General features: G+C 62.2%; 15 protein-coding genes. 14 read left to right on the top strand and 1 reads right to left on the bottom strand.

The window, feature by feature from the left end:
* Positions 1 to 460: 460 nt before the first annotated feature.
* The 4 genes from H8K20_RS05845 (at position 461) to H8K20_RS05830 (ending at position 1,966) form a co-directional block, all read left to right on the top strand.
* Positions 461 to 667 carry a hypothetical protein gene (locus H8K20_RS05845; protein WP_105204333.1) on the top strand — a complete coding sequence of 69 codons (207 nt, stop codon included), beginning with the start codon at positions 461 to 463 and terminating at the stop codon, positions 665 to 667.
* Complete coding sequence (locus H8K20_RS05840) at positions 664 to 945, top strand: phage holin (protein ID WP_186487759.1); 282 nt, start codon at positions 664 to 666, stop codon at positions 943 to 945. The genes H8K20_RS05845 and H8K20_RS05840 overlap by 4 nt, the downstream gene beginning before the upstream one ends.
* Position 946: 1 nt before the next feature.
* Complete coding sequence (locus H8K20_RS05835; RefSeq protein WP_186487758.1) at positions 947 to 1,534, top strand: M23 family metallopeptidase; 588 nt, start codon at positions 947 to 949, stop codon at positions 1,532 to 1,534.
* Positions 1,535 to 1,738: 204 nt separating this feature from the next.
* Positions 1,739 to 1,966 (top strand): helix-turn-helix domain-containing protein, encoded by a 228-nt coding sequence (locus H8K20_RS05830; RefSeq protein WP_186487757.1) that lies wholly within the window; start codon positions 1,739 to 1,741, stop codon positions 1,964 to 1,966.
* Positions 1,967 to 2,472: 506 nt separating this feature from the next.
* On the opposite strand, the gene H8K20_RS05825 is transcribed toward H8K20_RS05830, so the two are convergent.
* The gene (locus tag H8K20_RS05825; protein WP_129589394.1) at positions 2,473 to 2,685 is read right to left on the bottom strand and encodes a hypothetical protein; all 213 of its coding nucleotides are present in this window, start codon (positions 2,683 to 2,685) and stop codon (positions 2,473 to 2,475) included.
* A 1,024-nt stretch (positions 2,686 to 3,709) separates the two neighbouring features.
* Between H8K20_RS05825 and H8K20_RS05820 the strand changes: the two genes are divergently transcribed.
* The 10 genes from H8K20_RS05820 (at position 3,710) to H8K20_RS05775 (ending at position 16,217) form a co-directional block, all read left to right on the top strand.
* Positions 3,710 to 4,723, top strand: a complete 1,014-nt coding sequence (locus tag H8K20_RS05820; RefSeq protein WP_105204337.1) for an AAA family ATPase — start codon at positions 3,710 to 3,712, stop codon at positions 4,721 to 4,723.
* Entirely contained in the window at positions 4,693 to 5,886 is a 1,194-nt protein-coding gene (locus H8K20_RS05815; RefSeq protein WP_186487756.1) for a DUF58 domain-containing protein, read from the top strand. The genes H8K20_RS05820 and H8K20_RS05815 overlap by 31 nt, the downstream gene beginning before the upstream one ends.
* Before the next feature lie 23 nt (positions 5,887 to 5,909).
* Positions 5,910 to 8,627 (top strand): transglutaminase-like domain-containing protein, encoded by a 2,718-nt coding sequence (locus H8K20_RS05810; protein ID WP_186487755.1) that lies wholly within the window; start codon positions 5,910 to 5,912, stop codon positions 8,625 to 8,627.
* 16 nt (positions 8,628 to 8,643) lie between these two features.
* Positions 8,644 to 9,738, top strand: coding sequence for a nucleoside hydrolase (locus H8K20_RS05805; RefSeq protein WP_186487754.1), 1,095 nt, complete (start codon positions 8,644 to 8,646; stop codon positions 9,736 to 9,738).
* 11 nt (positions 9,739 to 9,749) lie between these two features.
* Entirely contained in the window at positions 9,750 to 10,946 is a 1,197-nt protein-coding gene (locus H8K20_RS05800) for a hypothetical protein (protein ID WP_186487753.1), read from the top strand.
* A gap of 298 nt (positions 10,947 to 11,244) precedes the next feature.
* Complete coding sequence (locus H8K20_RS05795; RefSeq protein ID WP_105204343.1) at positions 11,245 to 12,393, top strand: DUF4317 domain-containing protein; 1,149 nt, start codon at positions 11,245 to 11,247, stop codon at positions 12,391 to 12,393.
* Positions 12,394 to 12,427: 34 nt separating this feature from the next.
* Positions 12,428 to 12,967: a dCTP deaminase gene (gene dcd / locus H8K20_RS05790; RefSeq protein ID WP_105204344.1), complete on the top strand. Its 540-nt coding sequence runs from the start codon at positions 12,428 to 12,430 to the stop codon at positions 12,965 to 12,967.
* Positions 12,968 to 13,255: 288 nt separating this feature from the next.
* Positions 13,256 to 15,178: a sensor domain-containing diguanylate cyclase gene (locus tag H8K20_RS05785; protein ID WP_186487752.1), complete on the top strand. Its 1,923-nt coding sequence runs from the start codon at positions 13,256 to 13,258 to the stop codon at positions 15,176 to 15,178.
* A gap of 176 nt (positions 15,179 to 15,354) precedes the next feature.
* Positions 15,355 to 15,597: a hypothetical protein gene (locus H8K20_RS05780; RefSeq protein ID WP_186487751.1), complete on the top strand. Its 243-nt coding sequence runs from the start codon at positions 15,355 to 15,357 to the stop codon at positions 15,595 to 15,597.
* Positions 15,598 to 15,749: 152 nt separating this feature from the next.
* The gene (locus tag H8K20_RS05775; RefSeq protein ID WP_186487750.1) at positions 15,750 to 16,217 is read left to right on the top strand and encodes a rhodanese-like domain-containing protein; all 468 of its coding nucleotides are present in this window, start codon (positions 15,750 to 15,752) and stop codon (positions 16,215 to 16,217) included.
* The last annotated feature ends 13 nt before the right edge of the window (positions 16,218 to 16,230 follow it).

Here is a 16,230-nt window from a genome sequence, read left to right as displayed (position 1 = left end):
AAATGGGGCGTCGGCGGCCACTGCGGCTACGCTGCCGCCATTTTGTCCGCCGGGCATGTTATAGATGCTGTTTTGTCAGCGGCAGGAGATTTCTTTTGCCTGCGCGGCGGCCGGACCGGGGCCTGTGCACGCTTTGGCGTAGGGGGAAGCTGCGGCGGGGCTGCTGCAGCTGTTTAAACAGCTCGCACTGGGCGCAGGTGTCGGCGATCGCCGCCGACGAGAAACAGGCGCAGGGCCAACAGATACAGGGCAAAAGCGCCGATCTCTTGTGCGTCCCGCCGCAGAAGGCGCCTGTTTTGGTGCGGCACAAAACAGCCGGGGCCGCAGGAGGGAAATACCGGCTCTAAAAATAGAGACCGCGGCCGCGGCCGGGCCCGCAGTGTGCCCCCGCCAACAGCCACCAGCCACCGGCCACTGCGGCCTGATGGTTGCCCCGCGTTTAAGAGAGAGGAGGACCTGTATGGATTTTGACCCCCAATTTTGGGTGCAGATACTCATCTACGCCGTGTCGTTCGGCGTGGTGTACGGGCAGATCACCACCCGTATCAAGTATCTCGAGCAAAAAGTGGACAAGCACAACGAGGTGGTGGAGCGCATGGCGATGGCCGAGCGCGACATCAAGAGCGCCCACCGCCGCATCGACGAGATGAGGGAGGAATTGCCGTGAAGATCAACTGGAGAGTACGGCTCAAAAATCCGGTGTTTTGGGCGCAACTGGCGGCGGCCATCGTGCTGCCTATCCTGGCCTATCTGGGCCTCGCCTGGGGCGATATGACCAGCTGGGCGGCACTGGGCGGCATTTTGGTGCAGGCGGTAAAAAATCCGGTGATCCTGGTGTCGGTGGTGGTGTCGGTATGGGGCATTGTAAACGACCCCACCACCGCCGGCCTGGGCGACAGCAAAAAGGCGCTGGGTTACCAGCGCCCCAAACAGGAGGAACAGTGATATGGCTCAGCAGCTCATCCAACCGGTAAACGATATGACCGTTACCGCCAGCTACCGGTGGGGCGGGGCCTACCGCGCCCGCTTTGGCAGCGACCACTACGGCCAAGACGTGGTGGGCAGCACCACCGTGTACGCCCAGGGCAGCGGCCGGGTGCTGTTTGCCGGCTGTGACCGTGTGTGCGGCTACGTGGTGGGCATCCTCTACGACGAGGTGCAAAACCACTTTGACGGCGGCAGCTACCCGGTGGTGGGGCGCTACTTCCACCTGGCCGGCGCGCAGGTGCAGCCCGGCCAGCGGGTAGACAAAGATACCGTCATCGGCATCATGGGTGACATCGGCGCGCTGACCACCGGCCGGCACCTGCACATCGAGCTGGACCGCGACACCGCCTACCCGGCCTATACCCCCACCCTGACCGGCGATTCGAACATCCTAAAAGCCGGCCTGCGCGGGGCGAAAGACACCACCCTCGACCCCATGCGCCTGACCCACTGCAAGACCTCTGGTCCTGATAACCAGCGCTGCGCGGTGGGGGACGGTATCGCCTGGGTCGACCCCCGCGACGGCGCTATCCCCCGCATTCGGTAGCGGGGGAGCGGGCCGATGAGTAAATGAGGTAGATAAGCAGCAGAGGAACGTATTTAGAGGACGTTCCTCTGCTGTTATGTGTATATGTTGTAGGCGTATTTAATAAAAAAGTGATAAAACATTGATTTTTATTAAGATATTTGCTATGATCAAATGCGGGGAACAAATTATATAAAATAACATTACTTAGAATGGAGAATTGTCATGCCGATCATGTTGACCTTTTCACGTGCTGTATATCAGTATAGGAAAGCACATCATTTATCACAGGAAAAAATGGCCGAGCGATGTGGTATATCTGTTGCACACTATAAAAGATTTGAAAAAGGGGAGACAAATGTAGGACTGGATATCGCACTGCGTATTGCTGAAGTATCGGAGGTCCGCCTGGATGGGCTGAATAAGAGAGAAGTAGGGACGATAGAGGCGTGATTTTATTTGACGTCTCGGCTACGTTGTGTGTATAGTGTAAGGTACAGTACCGATAGCGCATATCGCAATATTTTTTGACGCCTGGTAAAAAAGGCGCACTGGATTGAAATGAAGTTCTGTTTTTTTAGAGACCCGTGTCGCCGGGTTCGTCGCCCCCGTATAGGCGGCGTGGATTTTTGGCTATCGGTACAACAAAACAGGGCGGTCACTGCAGTGACCGCCCTGTTTTGTTGTCTCTACGCCCGTCCACCAAGTCTGCCTGGCAGCAGCATCTGCCCGGCTCGTACCCGACAGCCGCCACCCCGCCCGGGAATAGCTGGGCGGGGCCTTTTGCGGTGCGGCGGCTGGGGGAGCCGGTGCCCGGGGCCGCGACACGCCCGGCCGGGGCACCTTACCGCCCGCATCTCTGCCCCGCAAAGAGGGCCTGCCCGCCGCCGCTCAAAAAAAGGCGGGCCGCCCCGCCGGGCAGCTCGCCGCAGATCGCCGAGGGATATAGGGGCCGGAGCTCACACCCGCCAGCGGTTGCCGCAGGTCTGGCACACGGCGTAACCGCGGGTGACCGACCGCTGGCCCCGCAGCAGGCAAAACAGCGCGATCCAGCCGACGATGGGGATAAACAGTAAAATGATATACAGCAGCACCGTAAAACAGCCCCGCCGCCGTGTCTCGGCCACCGCCTGCACCTGTACGTTTAAACTGCCGCACCGCCCACACTGCATAAAAAAACCTCCCGGTAACAGGCTGCCGCCGCCCCGGCGCCCACAGCCCACTAAAGATCATATCTCTATCATACAGGATATGCCCGCCCGGCGCAACCGGTCCCGTCCGCCCACACCCACCACCTGCACACCGCTCCCCACACCCACCACCTGCACACCGCTCCCCACACCCACCACCCACCACACACCGCCCCGCCGCTCTGTCCCGCCCCGGTGTATGCCGCCCCGCTGCCGCTGGATTAGGCACTGCCGCCGCGGCAGAGCACATCAGCAGCACCAGCAGCACGGGTGCTGCTGGTCTCAACTAGACGAAAATAGAGAGTCTCAGCCGTCCCGATGACCGGTGGGGCAGATGATTTGGTTTCAGTGTGTGGGTATCGGTGCATATGGCGGGTGAGGCAGTCATGTCGCTACCTATCCGCACCGGTCAGTGTCAAAGCGGGCAACAGCAGCGGTCTCTTATCGGCGGGGGAGGAGCATAGTGCGCCGTCACCCGTTCGGCGCAGACGGTACCCCACCTTTGCCCCCACAAGCAGCTATGGCAGCAGCGTCCGCCCGATTATCGGAAGCTGCTCCGGGCGCTCTGGTCGTCATGGCGGTGTGCCCATCCGGGGCGGCGTGCTATCCCTCTGCACCGCCCCAGCATCGCGCTCCCCCAAAGGTGACGGCCGGCTTATCGCACTGCCTGGTAGTCGCCGGCGCCCCGCTGCGGTGTTAAACCGCCCCACTGCTCATAGGGCTGCTTGTCCACTTTTTGCCTGCCTGGACGATATGCCTGCAGATCGCGCTCGTGCTCGTGCTGTGAAAGAGTTACAGAATATTGACAAATGTATACAAAATAGTAAAAAATGTTCTGTATTACTGTCAGATATGTTAGGATGTTTCTTGTAAAGAGTACAGACTACATAGCAGAGCATGTAAATTTTCGACAGAAGCCTTGCCGGGTGCTGTGCCCAATGTTTGCCCCGGTAGCAGTTTTACAGTGGTGGCCCGGCGAAGGCGCAGAGAGGAAGGTGCAGCTGCCATGACCAGAGGTAAGAAGATACGACAGCGGGTGTTACAGGAGATCAAAAAGGCGGTGGTGGGCAAAGAGGAGATCGTCGATAAGATCCTCATGGCCATGACCGCCGGCGGCCATGTGCTGCTCGACGATATCCCCGGCGTGGGCAAAACTACCATGGCTCTGGCTTTTTCGCGGGCGCTGTCGCTGGAGTATAAGCGCCTGCAGTTCACCCCCGATGTGACCCCGTCTGATGTGACCGGGTTTATGATGTATAACAGAGCTACCAGCCGGTTCGAGTATAATCCCGGGGCTATCCTCTGCAACCTGTTTTTGGCCGACGAGATCAATCGCACCAGCGCCAAGACCCAATCGGCGCTGCTGGAAGTGATGGAGGAGGGCCGGTTCACCATCGAGGGAGAGACTCGCCAGGTGCCGCAGCCCTTCACTGTTATCGCCACCCAGAATCCCATCGGCTCTATCGGCACCCAACAGCTGCCCGAGAGCCAGCTCGACCGCTTTATGATCTGCCTGTCCATGGGGTATCCGGCCTTAGAAGAAGAGTCGCTCATCATGAAACAGCGCCACACGCAAAATCCGCTGGATACGATCTGCCCCGTGCTCACGCAGCAGGATATCCTCACCATGCGCGCCGAGGCGGCCGCCACCGCAGTGCACGATGCGGTGTATGACTATGTCTCGGCCCTGGCCGCCAAGACCCGCGCCTGCGAGATGGTCTCTCTGGGTATCTCGCCCCGCGGCTCGATGGCCCTGATCCGCATGGCCAAGGCCCGTGCCTACTTGGATGGGCGCGCCTTTGTCATCCCCGACGACGTGCAGGGCTGCCTGTTCGATGTGGGCTGTCACCGTCTGCTGTTGGGCACTAAGGCCAAAGTGGGGGGGATCACCGCCCGCCAGGTATTGCAGGATATCTTAAAGCAGGTCGAGGTGCCGCAGATCAGCGAAGAGCTGCTGGGTGACGAACCGACAGATCGAGGTGAAAAAGCATGCGCAAAAGCCGCATCTTATACGGGATAGTCTGCCTGGGGGCACTGGTGTTCGCCGGCGTTTACTGGGATTACCTGTCTTTTCTCATTTTTGTAAGCTGTCTGCTGCTGCCGCTGTTTTTGTACCTGCAGCTGCGGCTGACAGCAAAAAAGGTGGCGGTGGAGCTGCAAGTCTCGCCGCCGGCACTGCCCAAAAAAGACCCGCTGCAGCTCACTTTTGCAGTGCACAACCGCTCTTTTATACCGGTGGCCCAGCTGCGCATCGACTACCAGCTGCGAAATGTGCTCTACCCACAGGTCACCGGCCATCGGGTATATCTGCTGGCGCCGGGCAAAAATACCCAGCGGGTGACGGTGAACATGCGTCCCCAGCATATGGGCACGCACCAGATAACGGTGCAGCGGGTGCTGCTCTACGATTTTTTGCGCCTGTTCTGTGTGGCCGTACCCTGCAAAAATGACAGCTGTACCGTTGCCGTACAGCCCCGCTTTTTAAACAGCAGTCTGCAGCTGAGCGACCAGCACTACTACCGAGCCGACGAGAGCGAGCTGTTTTCCCCCACCCGGGTGGGCAGCGACCCGTCCGAGATCCTGCGGCTGCGGCCCTACCAGCCCGGCGACCGTCTCAGCCGTATCCACTGGAAATTGTCGGCCAAAGAAGGGGAGCTGGTCGTCAAAGACCCCAGCCAGCCCATCCATAGCGAGACGTATATACTGCTGGAGCTGTATGCCCCCTGGGGCCGGCAAAAAGCGGATATCGACGGGGTGGTGGAGTCGGCCTGCATGCTCTCAATGCTGTTTTTAAAAGAGGGGGTGCCCCACACCGTATTCTGGTATGACCGCCCCCAAAAAGCGCTGCTGCACCAGCCGGTCGCCGACATGGCCGACCTGTACCTGCTGGTCGAAAAACTGCTCGGCTCCAGCCCTTACGGCGACGACGTGCAGGCCCTGAGAGCGTACAGAGACCAGTTCGCAGCCGTATTTGCCCCCTGTGGCCGAGTGCTCTATGTCACCTCCCGGCTGCAGCAGCGGGATATCGATCGCCTGGGCGCGCCGCACCGGCGCAAGATGACCGCCTTTTTGGTGGGGGATTTCAGCCGCCAGAGCATACCCGATCTCGGGCGCGACGAGCTGCCGCTCCACTTTGTCGACAGCCAAGACCCGGCGGCCGCCTTTAACGAGATGATTTTATAGACCGGGGACAGGAGGGGTCCGCCTTGAAACACCCGATCAGTTTGCCATCCTGGCTTAAAAAACGCCTGTCGCACCGGGCCGCCCCCCAAGACCGGGCCCCGCTGCTGCAAAACGAGGATTTCGTGCTGGATGAAGAGCCCTGCGACACCAGTGAGAAAAAGCTGCCCCGGTGGCGCTTTTTCATGGCGCTGGCGCTGTATCTGTACTGTGCGGCCAGCTTTCTGTGCACCTTTTTTTCACTTTACGATATCGCCGACTGGCGTCTGCCGCCGCAGTGGCTGGCCGCCGCCACCGCCGGGGCAGCGCTGCCGTTTTGCCTGCCGGTGGTGCGCCGCCACCCCCACATCACCGGCGCAGTGGTGATACTGGTCGCTGGCGGCGCCACCTGGTATTTTGGCGCCGGCACCCAGACGGCCCGCTGGGGCCTGTATGCCATAGTCAACGATGTGATCGACCGCATCAATCTCTCTACCACCCGCTTTATAGCTCCGCTGCGGCTGCCGGCCCAGCACGACACGCTGGAAAACATCCACATCTGCCTGTTCTACCTGCTCGCGCTCTGCCTGCTGTTTACCGCCTTTGCGGTGCTGTGCCGGCCCAATATCTTTTTCTTTGCGCTGCCCACCGGCGCCTGCCTGATGGTGGGTATGTCTTACGATATGCAGCCCAACTACATCGCCTTCGTGGCGCTGATCATCGGCTGGGTCCTGGTGGGCTTTTTGCAGATCTCGGTGCACGGCAGCCGCCGCCGCGCCCAGTTTTGCACGCGCCTAAAAAAGGGCGGCACCTATTCTTCGCTGTTTGTCAGCCGCTTTGTGCAGGAGGAGGTCCGCTACGGGGCGGGTCTTACCTGCTGTGTGTTTCTCATGGCGCTGTTTGCGCTCTCGGTGGGGGCCGGCCTGGCGGTGTTCTCGCCGCCGGTGTACCAGAGCGCCCCGGTGCTGGCAGTTCGGCAGCGGCTGGGCAAAGCGCTGGTGCCCAGAAAGGCGGGCCAGCGGGCCTGCGACCTGTATAATGGCCAGGTGGCCATGACCACCAGTTATACCTCTATGCTGTACATGCAGGAGCCGCGCGACCTGCGGCTGCGCGCGGCCAATACGGGGCAGACACAATACTTCAAGGGCTTTGTGGGCGCCGCGTACCTGGGTGACCGGTGGCAGAGCTTGGCCGAGGACCGCGCTGCCAGCGAGGGCCGTCAGTTTTCGAGCAGCGGCCGCCACGTGCAGAACATCCCCGCCGACTACCTGGCCCTAAACGGCCCGGTCATCAAAAACCCGGCACTCGATACCGTGTACCGCGGCCAGACCGATATTTTGCTGCTGGACGTGATGGAATTGGCTACCCGCCGCTTTACCTATATCCCGTACCACGCCAGCTACCGCGACACCACTACCCTCGATATGGGCCGCGACAAGATCACCGGTGAAAACGTGTATATCGACGTGCCCACCGAGGTGGACCCAGACGCCACCATGTTTCCCCGCACCGACCGCTACGCCGGCAGCTACTCTTTTGATTACTGGGCCACGCCGTCGCTGCTAGACTGCGATATGCTGGGCCCGCTGCAGGCGGCGGCAGAGCAAAATAGCAGTGCTGCGGTGCTGCTGGCAGACGAGAGCTGCTACCGCGATTTCGTATACGACTACTACACCCGCCTGCCCGAAAACAGCCTCTGGCAGATCCGGTCCACTTACACCCCGCAGGCGCGCCAGCAGGCCGGCAGTCTCTCTGGCTTTGTGGAGCGGGTACGCGCCGATCTGGCGGCTACCGCCACCTTTTCGCTCATTGAAAATCCGCGCCCGCCCCAGGGGCAGGATTATATCGAGCACTTTTTATACACGACCAAACAGGGGCATTCCGCCCATTTTGCCTCGGCGGCCACCGCCATGTTTCGCGCTGCTGGTATCCCCGCCCGCTATGTAGAGGGCTATCGAGCTGACCCCGACGACCTGCAGGCCGGCACCGCCGACTTTGTCACCCAGCTCGCCGCCGCCGACGGCAGTCAACTGCCGGCACAGGGCTATACCTGCACGCTCACCGAAAAAAATCACCACGCCTGGGTAGAACTCTATATCGATGGTTTTGGCTGGGTACCGGTAGAGGTGTCGCCGGGTTTTGTGCAAAAGACCGATTTTGATCCCTCGCTGTACACGGGCCAGCCACTGACCGCCAAAGAGAGCGGCGGCACTCAGCCTCAACAGGTACAGCAGCAGGCCGAGAGCGCCGCCGGCCCCAGCATCGGCCAGGCACTCAAAAAATACGGCACCTTCTCCTCCCGGGTGTATAACCTCAGCTTTCTCACCATCGGCTGGGCGCTCATCTATCTGCTGGTGCTGGCGCTGGCCTGCTGGCTGCTGTATCTGGGCCTGCGCCGCTATGTGCGGCTGCACCGGGAAAAACGGCGCTTTTACACCGGCGATGCCCGCCGCGACGCGGTGGCTCTGTACCGCTACACCCGCCGGGTACTGGCCTGCGCGGGGGTACAGGTGGCGGCTGGGGCCTCCTACCAGGCCTACTACCAGGCGCTGGCCCGGGCGCTGCCGCCCCAGAGTGACCGCCAGCGGGAGGATTTTGCCCAGCTGCTGCAGCGGGTGCTGGCCGTCGGCTTTGGCGCACAGCCGCTCACCGCTCAACAGATGGCCGACTGCCTGGAAAAGACCCAGGGCCTCGTCGAAGCGCTGTATCGCACATTGGGCCCCATCAGGCGACTGCGGCTGCGCCTCATACAGGCGCTGTGGTAAAAAGGGGGGAAGTACCGTGAAAAAACTGCTGGCTGTGCTGCTGGCACTGGGGGTGGCGGCCGGCCTTCTCAACGGCTGCAGCGAATCCCACAGCATCGGCTGGGTACCGCCGCACATCACCACCTCGCTCGAGCAGCGCACCCCACTGCTCATCGATAGCGACGGCAATATAGCCGACTTTTATGCTCTGGGCTATGTATACACCTGCGACAAGCTCGACCTGCGGGCCATCACCGTCACCCACGGGGTAGTCGGCCTGGAACAGGCGGGGGTCAACCTGCTCTCGGCGGCTGATCTCTACGAATTTTCCTGCCCGGTGGCCCTGGGGGAGAGGCGGCCGCTCGACCAGTATGCGGTGCTGCAGGATGGGGCCGACGGCGAAAATGGACTGGGCGAAGTGGTGCTGCCTACTCCCGCCAAAGATCTTGACCCCCGCCCCGCCTGGCAGGTGATGTACGAGATAGCCAAAGAGGAAGGAGGGCGGCTGCAGATCGTGTGTATGGGGCCTCTTACCAACGTGGCCAAGGCCCTCGACACCTACCCCGACTTTGCCCACTTGGTGGCCGGTATCACCACCACTGCCGGCTTTGGCAATTACGACCAGATGCCCGAGCGCGACGGCTGGACCACCGCCTCTATCATGCGCGGCGAGCCGGACCTCTTTAACGATCAGGCCGCTTTTATAAAGGTGTTCGGCAGCGGTATCCCCATCACCAGTATCGGCGCCTCGGGCGCCGAGCAGTACCGGCTCGGTTACGTCCCGCAAAAGGGAAAAAAGAACTCGCTGGATTCCTGGCTGTCCCCCGACAGCGTCTACAGCGACGTGTTTCGCCTGGTGCGCCAGCAGTATAAGGCTTCGGGCAAGTACCGCGACCGGGCCACGTTCCCCAGCGTGATGGCCCTGCTCAGCCTGATCGATGACCGGCTGCTCACCTACCAGACGCTGCATATCCAGCAGATCGCGTTCGATATGGGCAGCGTGGCGGTGCAGCGCGCCAACAGCGGCGAAAATGCCATGGGCAGCGTGCGCCGCGTCACCGGCTTTGCCGACTATCGGGGCTACGACGACGCATTTTTCTACATGCCCCGCTACTACCGCAAGTACAAATAGGAGGCCCCACCATGAAACTGCTCAAAAAGCCGCACTCGCCCCGACGGGTGCTCATCCAGTGTATCGCGGTCGCCTTGGCGCTGGGCGCTATGCTGGCCGGCGGTGCCTGGCTGGCAGTACAAAAGGTGCGCGCTGTGCCCGAATACGCCTCCAGCGCCGGTGTGCTGCACGTAGAAGGGGTGTTCGTATCGCCTCGGGGCCGGGCTTATGCCGTGGTGCGGCGCAGCTACCAAAACCCGTTTTTACAGAGCTTTGACGAGATGGAACTGGCCTCTATGCAGCTGGAGGCGGCCGACAGCCAGCTCACTGCCACCGCCTGGGTGGAGGGGGCCCCGTTCACCGCCTCCAGCGCCGGCTACCCCACCTTTTACAGCGGTCAAAACGGGGTGTTTCACACCTATTACACGCTGGCTTTTAAGGAGCAGCTGCCCCCCGGCGCCACCGAGGTGCAGATGGCCATAGACGGCCATCGCCAAAAGCCGTTTGCCCTGCAGCGGCTGCAGACTCGGCAGGCGGTGAACAAGAGCTGGCAGTTGCCCGACGGCGCAGTCCAGGTGTCGGCCTGGTCGCTGAGCGACGAACGCCGCGAGATACTGGTGTACTGCCAGAGCGACAACGCCGCTGAGCTGCCCAGCCCCAGTCTCAGCCGGGTACAGCTGGGCGGAGAGGACACGAGCCGCCAAGCGGTGTATGAGCAGGTGCTCGAGAGCGGGCCCGACTACACTCTGGTGCTCTACCGGCAACAGCTAAAAAAGACCAGCCGCGCGCCGTTTGAGCACTATCCCGAAATCGGCGACCTGGTCTATCAGGGGCTCGAGTTCTCGTACTACCTGGACCCCCCGGCCCAGATCGAGTTTCCCATCCTGCGCGAGCAGGGCAGACAGGTATCGCTGGAGCGCCAGCTGGACCTCTCACCCACGCTGAGCGCCACCGACCTGGGCGCGGTGCGCAACGAGCAGGGCTTTTTCTTCACCCTGCACCTGCCGGCGCTGTCGGAGCACCTGAGCCTGTGCACGCTGGAGTACCGGGCCCCCGGCAAAAAAAGCACCGAGAAGCTGGACTTCAGCGACCCGCTGCTGGACCTGCACCAGTCAGATGTGGCGATCTCCTGCGCCGTCGAGCGGGATAAAGAGACCAGCATTATCGAGATCCACCGCCTCTCTTACTTCTATCCGGTCATCGGCTGGGCATTCCGTCCGGATACCTGATATCCGCCGCCACCGTTCGCCCCGTTTTTACACCGTTTACGGATGGACACTTTTTATAGAATATGGTACACTGATAAGGCTTTTGGGCGGCCGCCATAAGGCGGTGCGCCCGCTGCCGCCCCGGCGAGGCGCCCGTCTCAAACAGGCCCAAAATAAGGCCCAAACAAGGCCCGCCCGCGGCGGCAGCACCTGTTTTAAGCTGTATACCGCCGCTGTCTGCCGGTCTCGGGCTTTTCTTTTGGCCCGGCCGGCCCCGGCGGCTTTTTACCCGCATAAAGTCACAAAAAAGAGGTGCCCCATGAACGAAAAAGAGATCGCCGAGATCCGCCGCCGCTTTCGGCCCGAAAAGTCCAACATCAGCCACATCCGCGGCTGCTACGTCAACGAGAAGCGGGAGGTCATCTCCCAGTTCGACCAGCCGCTGTCGATGATGAGCGAGGAGGACGCCGAGAAGATCCTCTCCATCCTCAAAAAAACGCTGTCGGGCACGCTGGGCAAAAACCTGATGGATATCGAGTTCATGACCCAGCAGGTGCTAGACGGCCCCGAGCACAAGCAGCTCATGACCCTGCGCAGCAGCGCGCTCAAAGACGAAGAGGCGGTGCAGGCCTTTTTCGACACCGCCATCCAGTCGCTGGATATCGAGGGCAACTACCTCATCATGCTGGCCTACGACGTGTACGACGTGCCGTACCGCTCCGCCGACGGCCAGCGGCTGGAAGATGCCGCCTCCGACACCTTCTCCTACATACTGTGCAGCGTGTGCCCGGTAAAGCTGACCAAGCCCGCGCTGAGCTACTACGTGCAGGACAGCCAGTTCCACAGCCGCGAGCCCGACTGGGTGCTCGCCGCGCCCGAGCTCGGCTTTATGTTCCCCGCCTTCGACGACCGCAGCGCCAACATCTACAGCGCGCTCTACTATACCCGCAGCGCCGCCGAGGTGCACGACGGCTTTGTCGACGCGGTGTTCTGCTGCCAGCCGCCCATGCCCGCCGCCGCCCAAAAAGAGACCTTTGGCGCCGTGCTGGGCGAGACGCTGGCCGAGGACTGCAGCTTTGAGGTGGTGCAGGCGGTGAGCGACGAGCTGTGCCAGATGATCGAGACCCACAAGGTGAACAAAGAGGAGGAGCCGCTGCGCATCTCCAAATACACCGTCAAGCGGGTGCTGGAGGGCTGTGGTCTGCCGCCCGAGCGCACCCAGGCCTTTGTGCAGCAGTACGACGAGGCGTTTGGCAAAGACGCCGACCTGAGCCCCAAAAACATCGTCGACGTCAAGCAGTTCGAGATCCGCACCCCCAACGTGGTGGTGCGCACCGCCCCTGCCTGCAGCCACCTGGTCGAGACCCGGGTGATCGACGGCAGCAAATATATCCTCATCCGCGCCGAGGACGGGGTGGAGGTAAACGGCGTCAACATCACCCTACATGGCGGCCCCGCCGAGCAGTGACCGGCAGCCGCCCCCCAAAAAAGGAGGACCGGCCATGATCTTATCCGACAGAACCATCCGCCAGCTGTTGCGGCAAAAAACGCTGGGCATCCAGCCGCTCGACGACGGCCAGATACAGCCGGCCAGCGTCGACATCCGCCTGGGCGACACCTACAGCATCGCCGAGGAGACCAGCGCCGGCATCGTCTACCTCGACAGCGAGGTGCGCTACCGCACCATCCGCGCCCAGAGCTACCTGCTGCTGCCGGGCCAGTTCGTGCTGGCCACCACCATGGAGTACTTTCGCCTGCCAAACGATCTCACCGCCTTTGTAGAGGGCCGCAGCTCCATCGGCCGGCTGGGCCTGTTCATCCAAAACGCCGGCTGGGTCGACCCCGGCTTTGAGGGCGAGATCACGCTGGAGCTGTATAACGCCAGCCGCAGCGCCATCGAGCTGCGCGCCGGCCGCCGGGTGGGGCAGCTGGTGTTCGCCCGCATGGACGCCCCCGCCCAAAACCCCTACCGCGGCAAGTATCAGGGCCAGCGGGGGGCCACCGGCTCCCGCATCGCGCAGGATCTGGAGCTGCAAAAGTAGTACTGCCCCAAAATTTCCCAAAACTGCTCAAAAACTGCCCGCGAACTGCCAAAACTCGATCAAAACGGCTCAAAGCTGCTCAAAACAACTCAGAACGGCCCCCAAACTGTCCTCGATCTGTCCTCAAATCGCCCCTAAATTGTCCCCCTCAACTGGCGCCGCCCGATTATTTTGGGCGGCGCATATCTTTTCCCGCCCGATCGTGGTACTATGAAAAAAAGGGCTGCCGTACGGCACCGGCCCGGCGCACCCGCCGAGCGCGGCCGGCTCCCGGGGGAGGGGCGCGCAATGAAACACAAAAAGAGCATGCTGCTGCGGACCAATCTGCTGGTCTGCCTGGTCATTCTGGTGGGGTTCGCCGTCACCGCGGCGCTCAGCTACCGCACCAACTACGGCGCCTCGATCCAGCACATCGAGCAGGTCTCCGACCTGACCAGCGAGGATATCTACCACCAGCTCTCCACCGCCTTTACCAAGCCGGTGCACGTGTCGCTGACTATGGCTGGCGACCGCCTGCTGCAAGATTTTTTGACCCGGGAGCCCGATCACCTGCAAGACCCCGCCTTTACCGAGACGCTGCGCCGCTACCTCGACGCCTACCGCCAAAAATACAGCTACGACTCGGTGTTTTTAGTCTCCACCGCCACCGGCCGCTACTATAACTTTGAGGGCCTCGACCGGGTGCTGGCGCCCGGCGACCCCGAGAACGACTGGTACTACCAGCTGCTGGCAAGCGGCGACGACTACGCCATGAACGTCGACAACGACGAGGCCGCCCAAAACGAGATCACGGTGTTCGTGAACTGCAAGATCAGCGACGGGCAGGGCCAGGTGCTGGGCATCGTGGGGGTGGGGGTGCGTATTGAGGGGCTGCAGGCGCTGCTGCGCAGCTACCAGGAGACCTTTGGCGTCAGCGCCTACCTGATCGACGACAGCAGCGACATCCAGCTCTCCACCGCCTATACCGGCTACCAGAAGCAGTCGTTTTTTGCCCTCTGTCCCTACAGCGCCGGCGTGCGGCGGCAGCTGCTCGGCTGGCGCGAGGAAGGGGAGGCCCTCAGCCTGTGGAGCGATACGAAAACAGGCCGCGACTACCTGGTCGCCCGCTACCTGCCCGAGCTGAGCTGGCACCTGGTGGTGCAGCGCAACACCGGCCCGCTCATGCAGGGCCTGCAGCGGCAGGTGGGGCAGACGGCGGCCATCATCGCGGTGATCATCGGCTTTATCCTGCTGGTCATCACGCTGGTGATACGCAGCTACAACCGCCGCATCGTCGAGCTGCTGCAAAAAAACGAGCAGGAGCGGCGCTCGGTGTTCCAAAAGGCCACCGAGCAGCTGTTTGAAAACATCTACGAGCTGGATATCACCGGCGACCGCCCGGCCAACCAGGCCACCGCCGACTACTTTGACAGCCTGGGCGCGCCGGCGGGCACCCCCTTCAGCCAGGCGCTGCGCATCGTGGCCCAAAAGCAGATCAAAGAGGAGTTCAGGCAGGGCTATATCGACACCTTTTCGCCGCAAAACGTGCTGGACTGCTACCGCGCCGGCCGCGACACGCTGCAGTACGAGTTCATGATCTCCACCGGCGGCGACTACTACTGGATGCGCATCACCGCCCGCCTCATCGAAAACCCCGGCGACGGCGCGGTGCACATGCTCACCTACCGCCAGAATATCGACGCCGAAAAGCGCCGCCAGCGCCGCATGCAGCGGCTGGCCCACACCGACGAGATGACCGGCCTGTACACCAAGACCGCCACCCAGCTCGAGATGCAGCAGCGGCTGGCCCGCAGTGCCGACGGCCCCTTTGGCTTTTTCATCCTCGATATCGACAACTTTAAAAACGCCAACGACAGCTTGGGCCACGAGTTCGGCGATACCGTCATCCAGAGCTTCGCCCATAAGCTGGTGGAGCACTTTGGCCCCGAGGCGGTGGTGGGCCGTATCGGCGGCGACGAGTTCGCCGCGCTGGTGCCAAACTGCGACTATCAGCGGGCGGCCCAGCTGGCCGGCGAGCTGGTGCAGGCGCTCAGCTATCAGCACCGCACCGCCAGCGGCAGCTGGCAGGTGTCGGCCAGCGTGGGGGTGTCGCTGGCCCCGGCCGACGGCAGCGACTTTTTAAGACTCTACCGCCGGGCCGACGCCGCCCTCTATAAGGTCAAAAAGCAGGGCAAATGCGGCTTTGCTCTCACCGGAGAGCCGCCAGCATAGCCGCCACCCATAAAAGAGCAGAGCAGGGGACCGCCTGATCGAGTAAGGTCCCCCTGCTCTGCTCTTTTGCGGACCGGGGCAGACCAAGACAGACCGGGGCAGGGGCCCGTATGCCTGTGTGGGGCTTATGGCCTGTAGGGCCTGTATAGAGCTTGTGTAGAGTTGTATGGGGTCATATGGGCTGTATGACCTGGGTGGTCGGGCGCGGTCTTATACGCGACATCGACGGCCCGCCGCGCGATCTCACCGACCGCGCGAGCGGCGGCAGACGAGCCGCCTACCCGCCGGGAGAAGCGGCAAAACAGGGGCCGCTGCCGGCGGACAGCGCCGCCGACTTCCACTCTTCACCGCTCACCGCCATCACCGCAAGCATGGTCCGCGGCCGCCGCCGCTTTGGCCGCCGCCCAAACGCTGCCTAAACGCCGCCCAGCTGCCGACCGGCCGCCGAGCAGCGTTTGCCGCCGCGTACAGCCCGCCGCCGCTGTTATTCGGATAAAATTTCTCTAATTCGCTTGACAAAACAAACTGTAACCAGTATGATTACAGTAATGAGAAAAAGGAGGTGTGCCCCATGCAGCAGGTAAAGATCGCCGCTGTGGCGCTGCTTGCCGCGCTGGTACTGTGCAGCTGCGGCGCCGGCAGCCAGCCATCCACCGGCGGCAGCGCCCCGGATGGCCAGAGCTCGAGCGGCGAGAGCGCCCAGCCCGCTGGCACCTATCAAAAGATCACCCCCCAGCAGGGCCGGGAGATGATCGACGCCGGCGGCGTCACGCTGGTCGACGTGCGCACCGCCGGGGAGTACGCCCAGGGCCACATCCCCGGGGCGATCCTGGTCCCAAACGACATTATCGCCAGCCGCCCGCCCGAAAAGCTGCCCGACAAGTCGGCCCCTATCATCCTCTACTGCCGCAGCGGGTCGCGCAGCAAACAGGCGGCCGACAAGCTGCTGGCCATCGGCTACCGGCAGGTATACGATATGGGCGGCATCATCGACTGGCCCTACGACACCGTCACCGGGGGCGAGAGCGCCCCCCAGTAAATACTGCAAACAG

The sequence above is a fragment of the Neobittarella massiliensis (ex Bilen et al. 2018) genome (assembly GCF_014269355.1).
GTDB classification, from domain to species: Bacteria; Bacillota; Clostridia; order Oscillospirales; family Ruminococcaceae; genus Neobittarella; species Neobittarella massiliensis.
The sequence above is the reverse complement of the archived record's forward strand: the minus strand, read 5'-3'. Positions and strand labels throughout refer to the sequence as shown.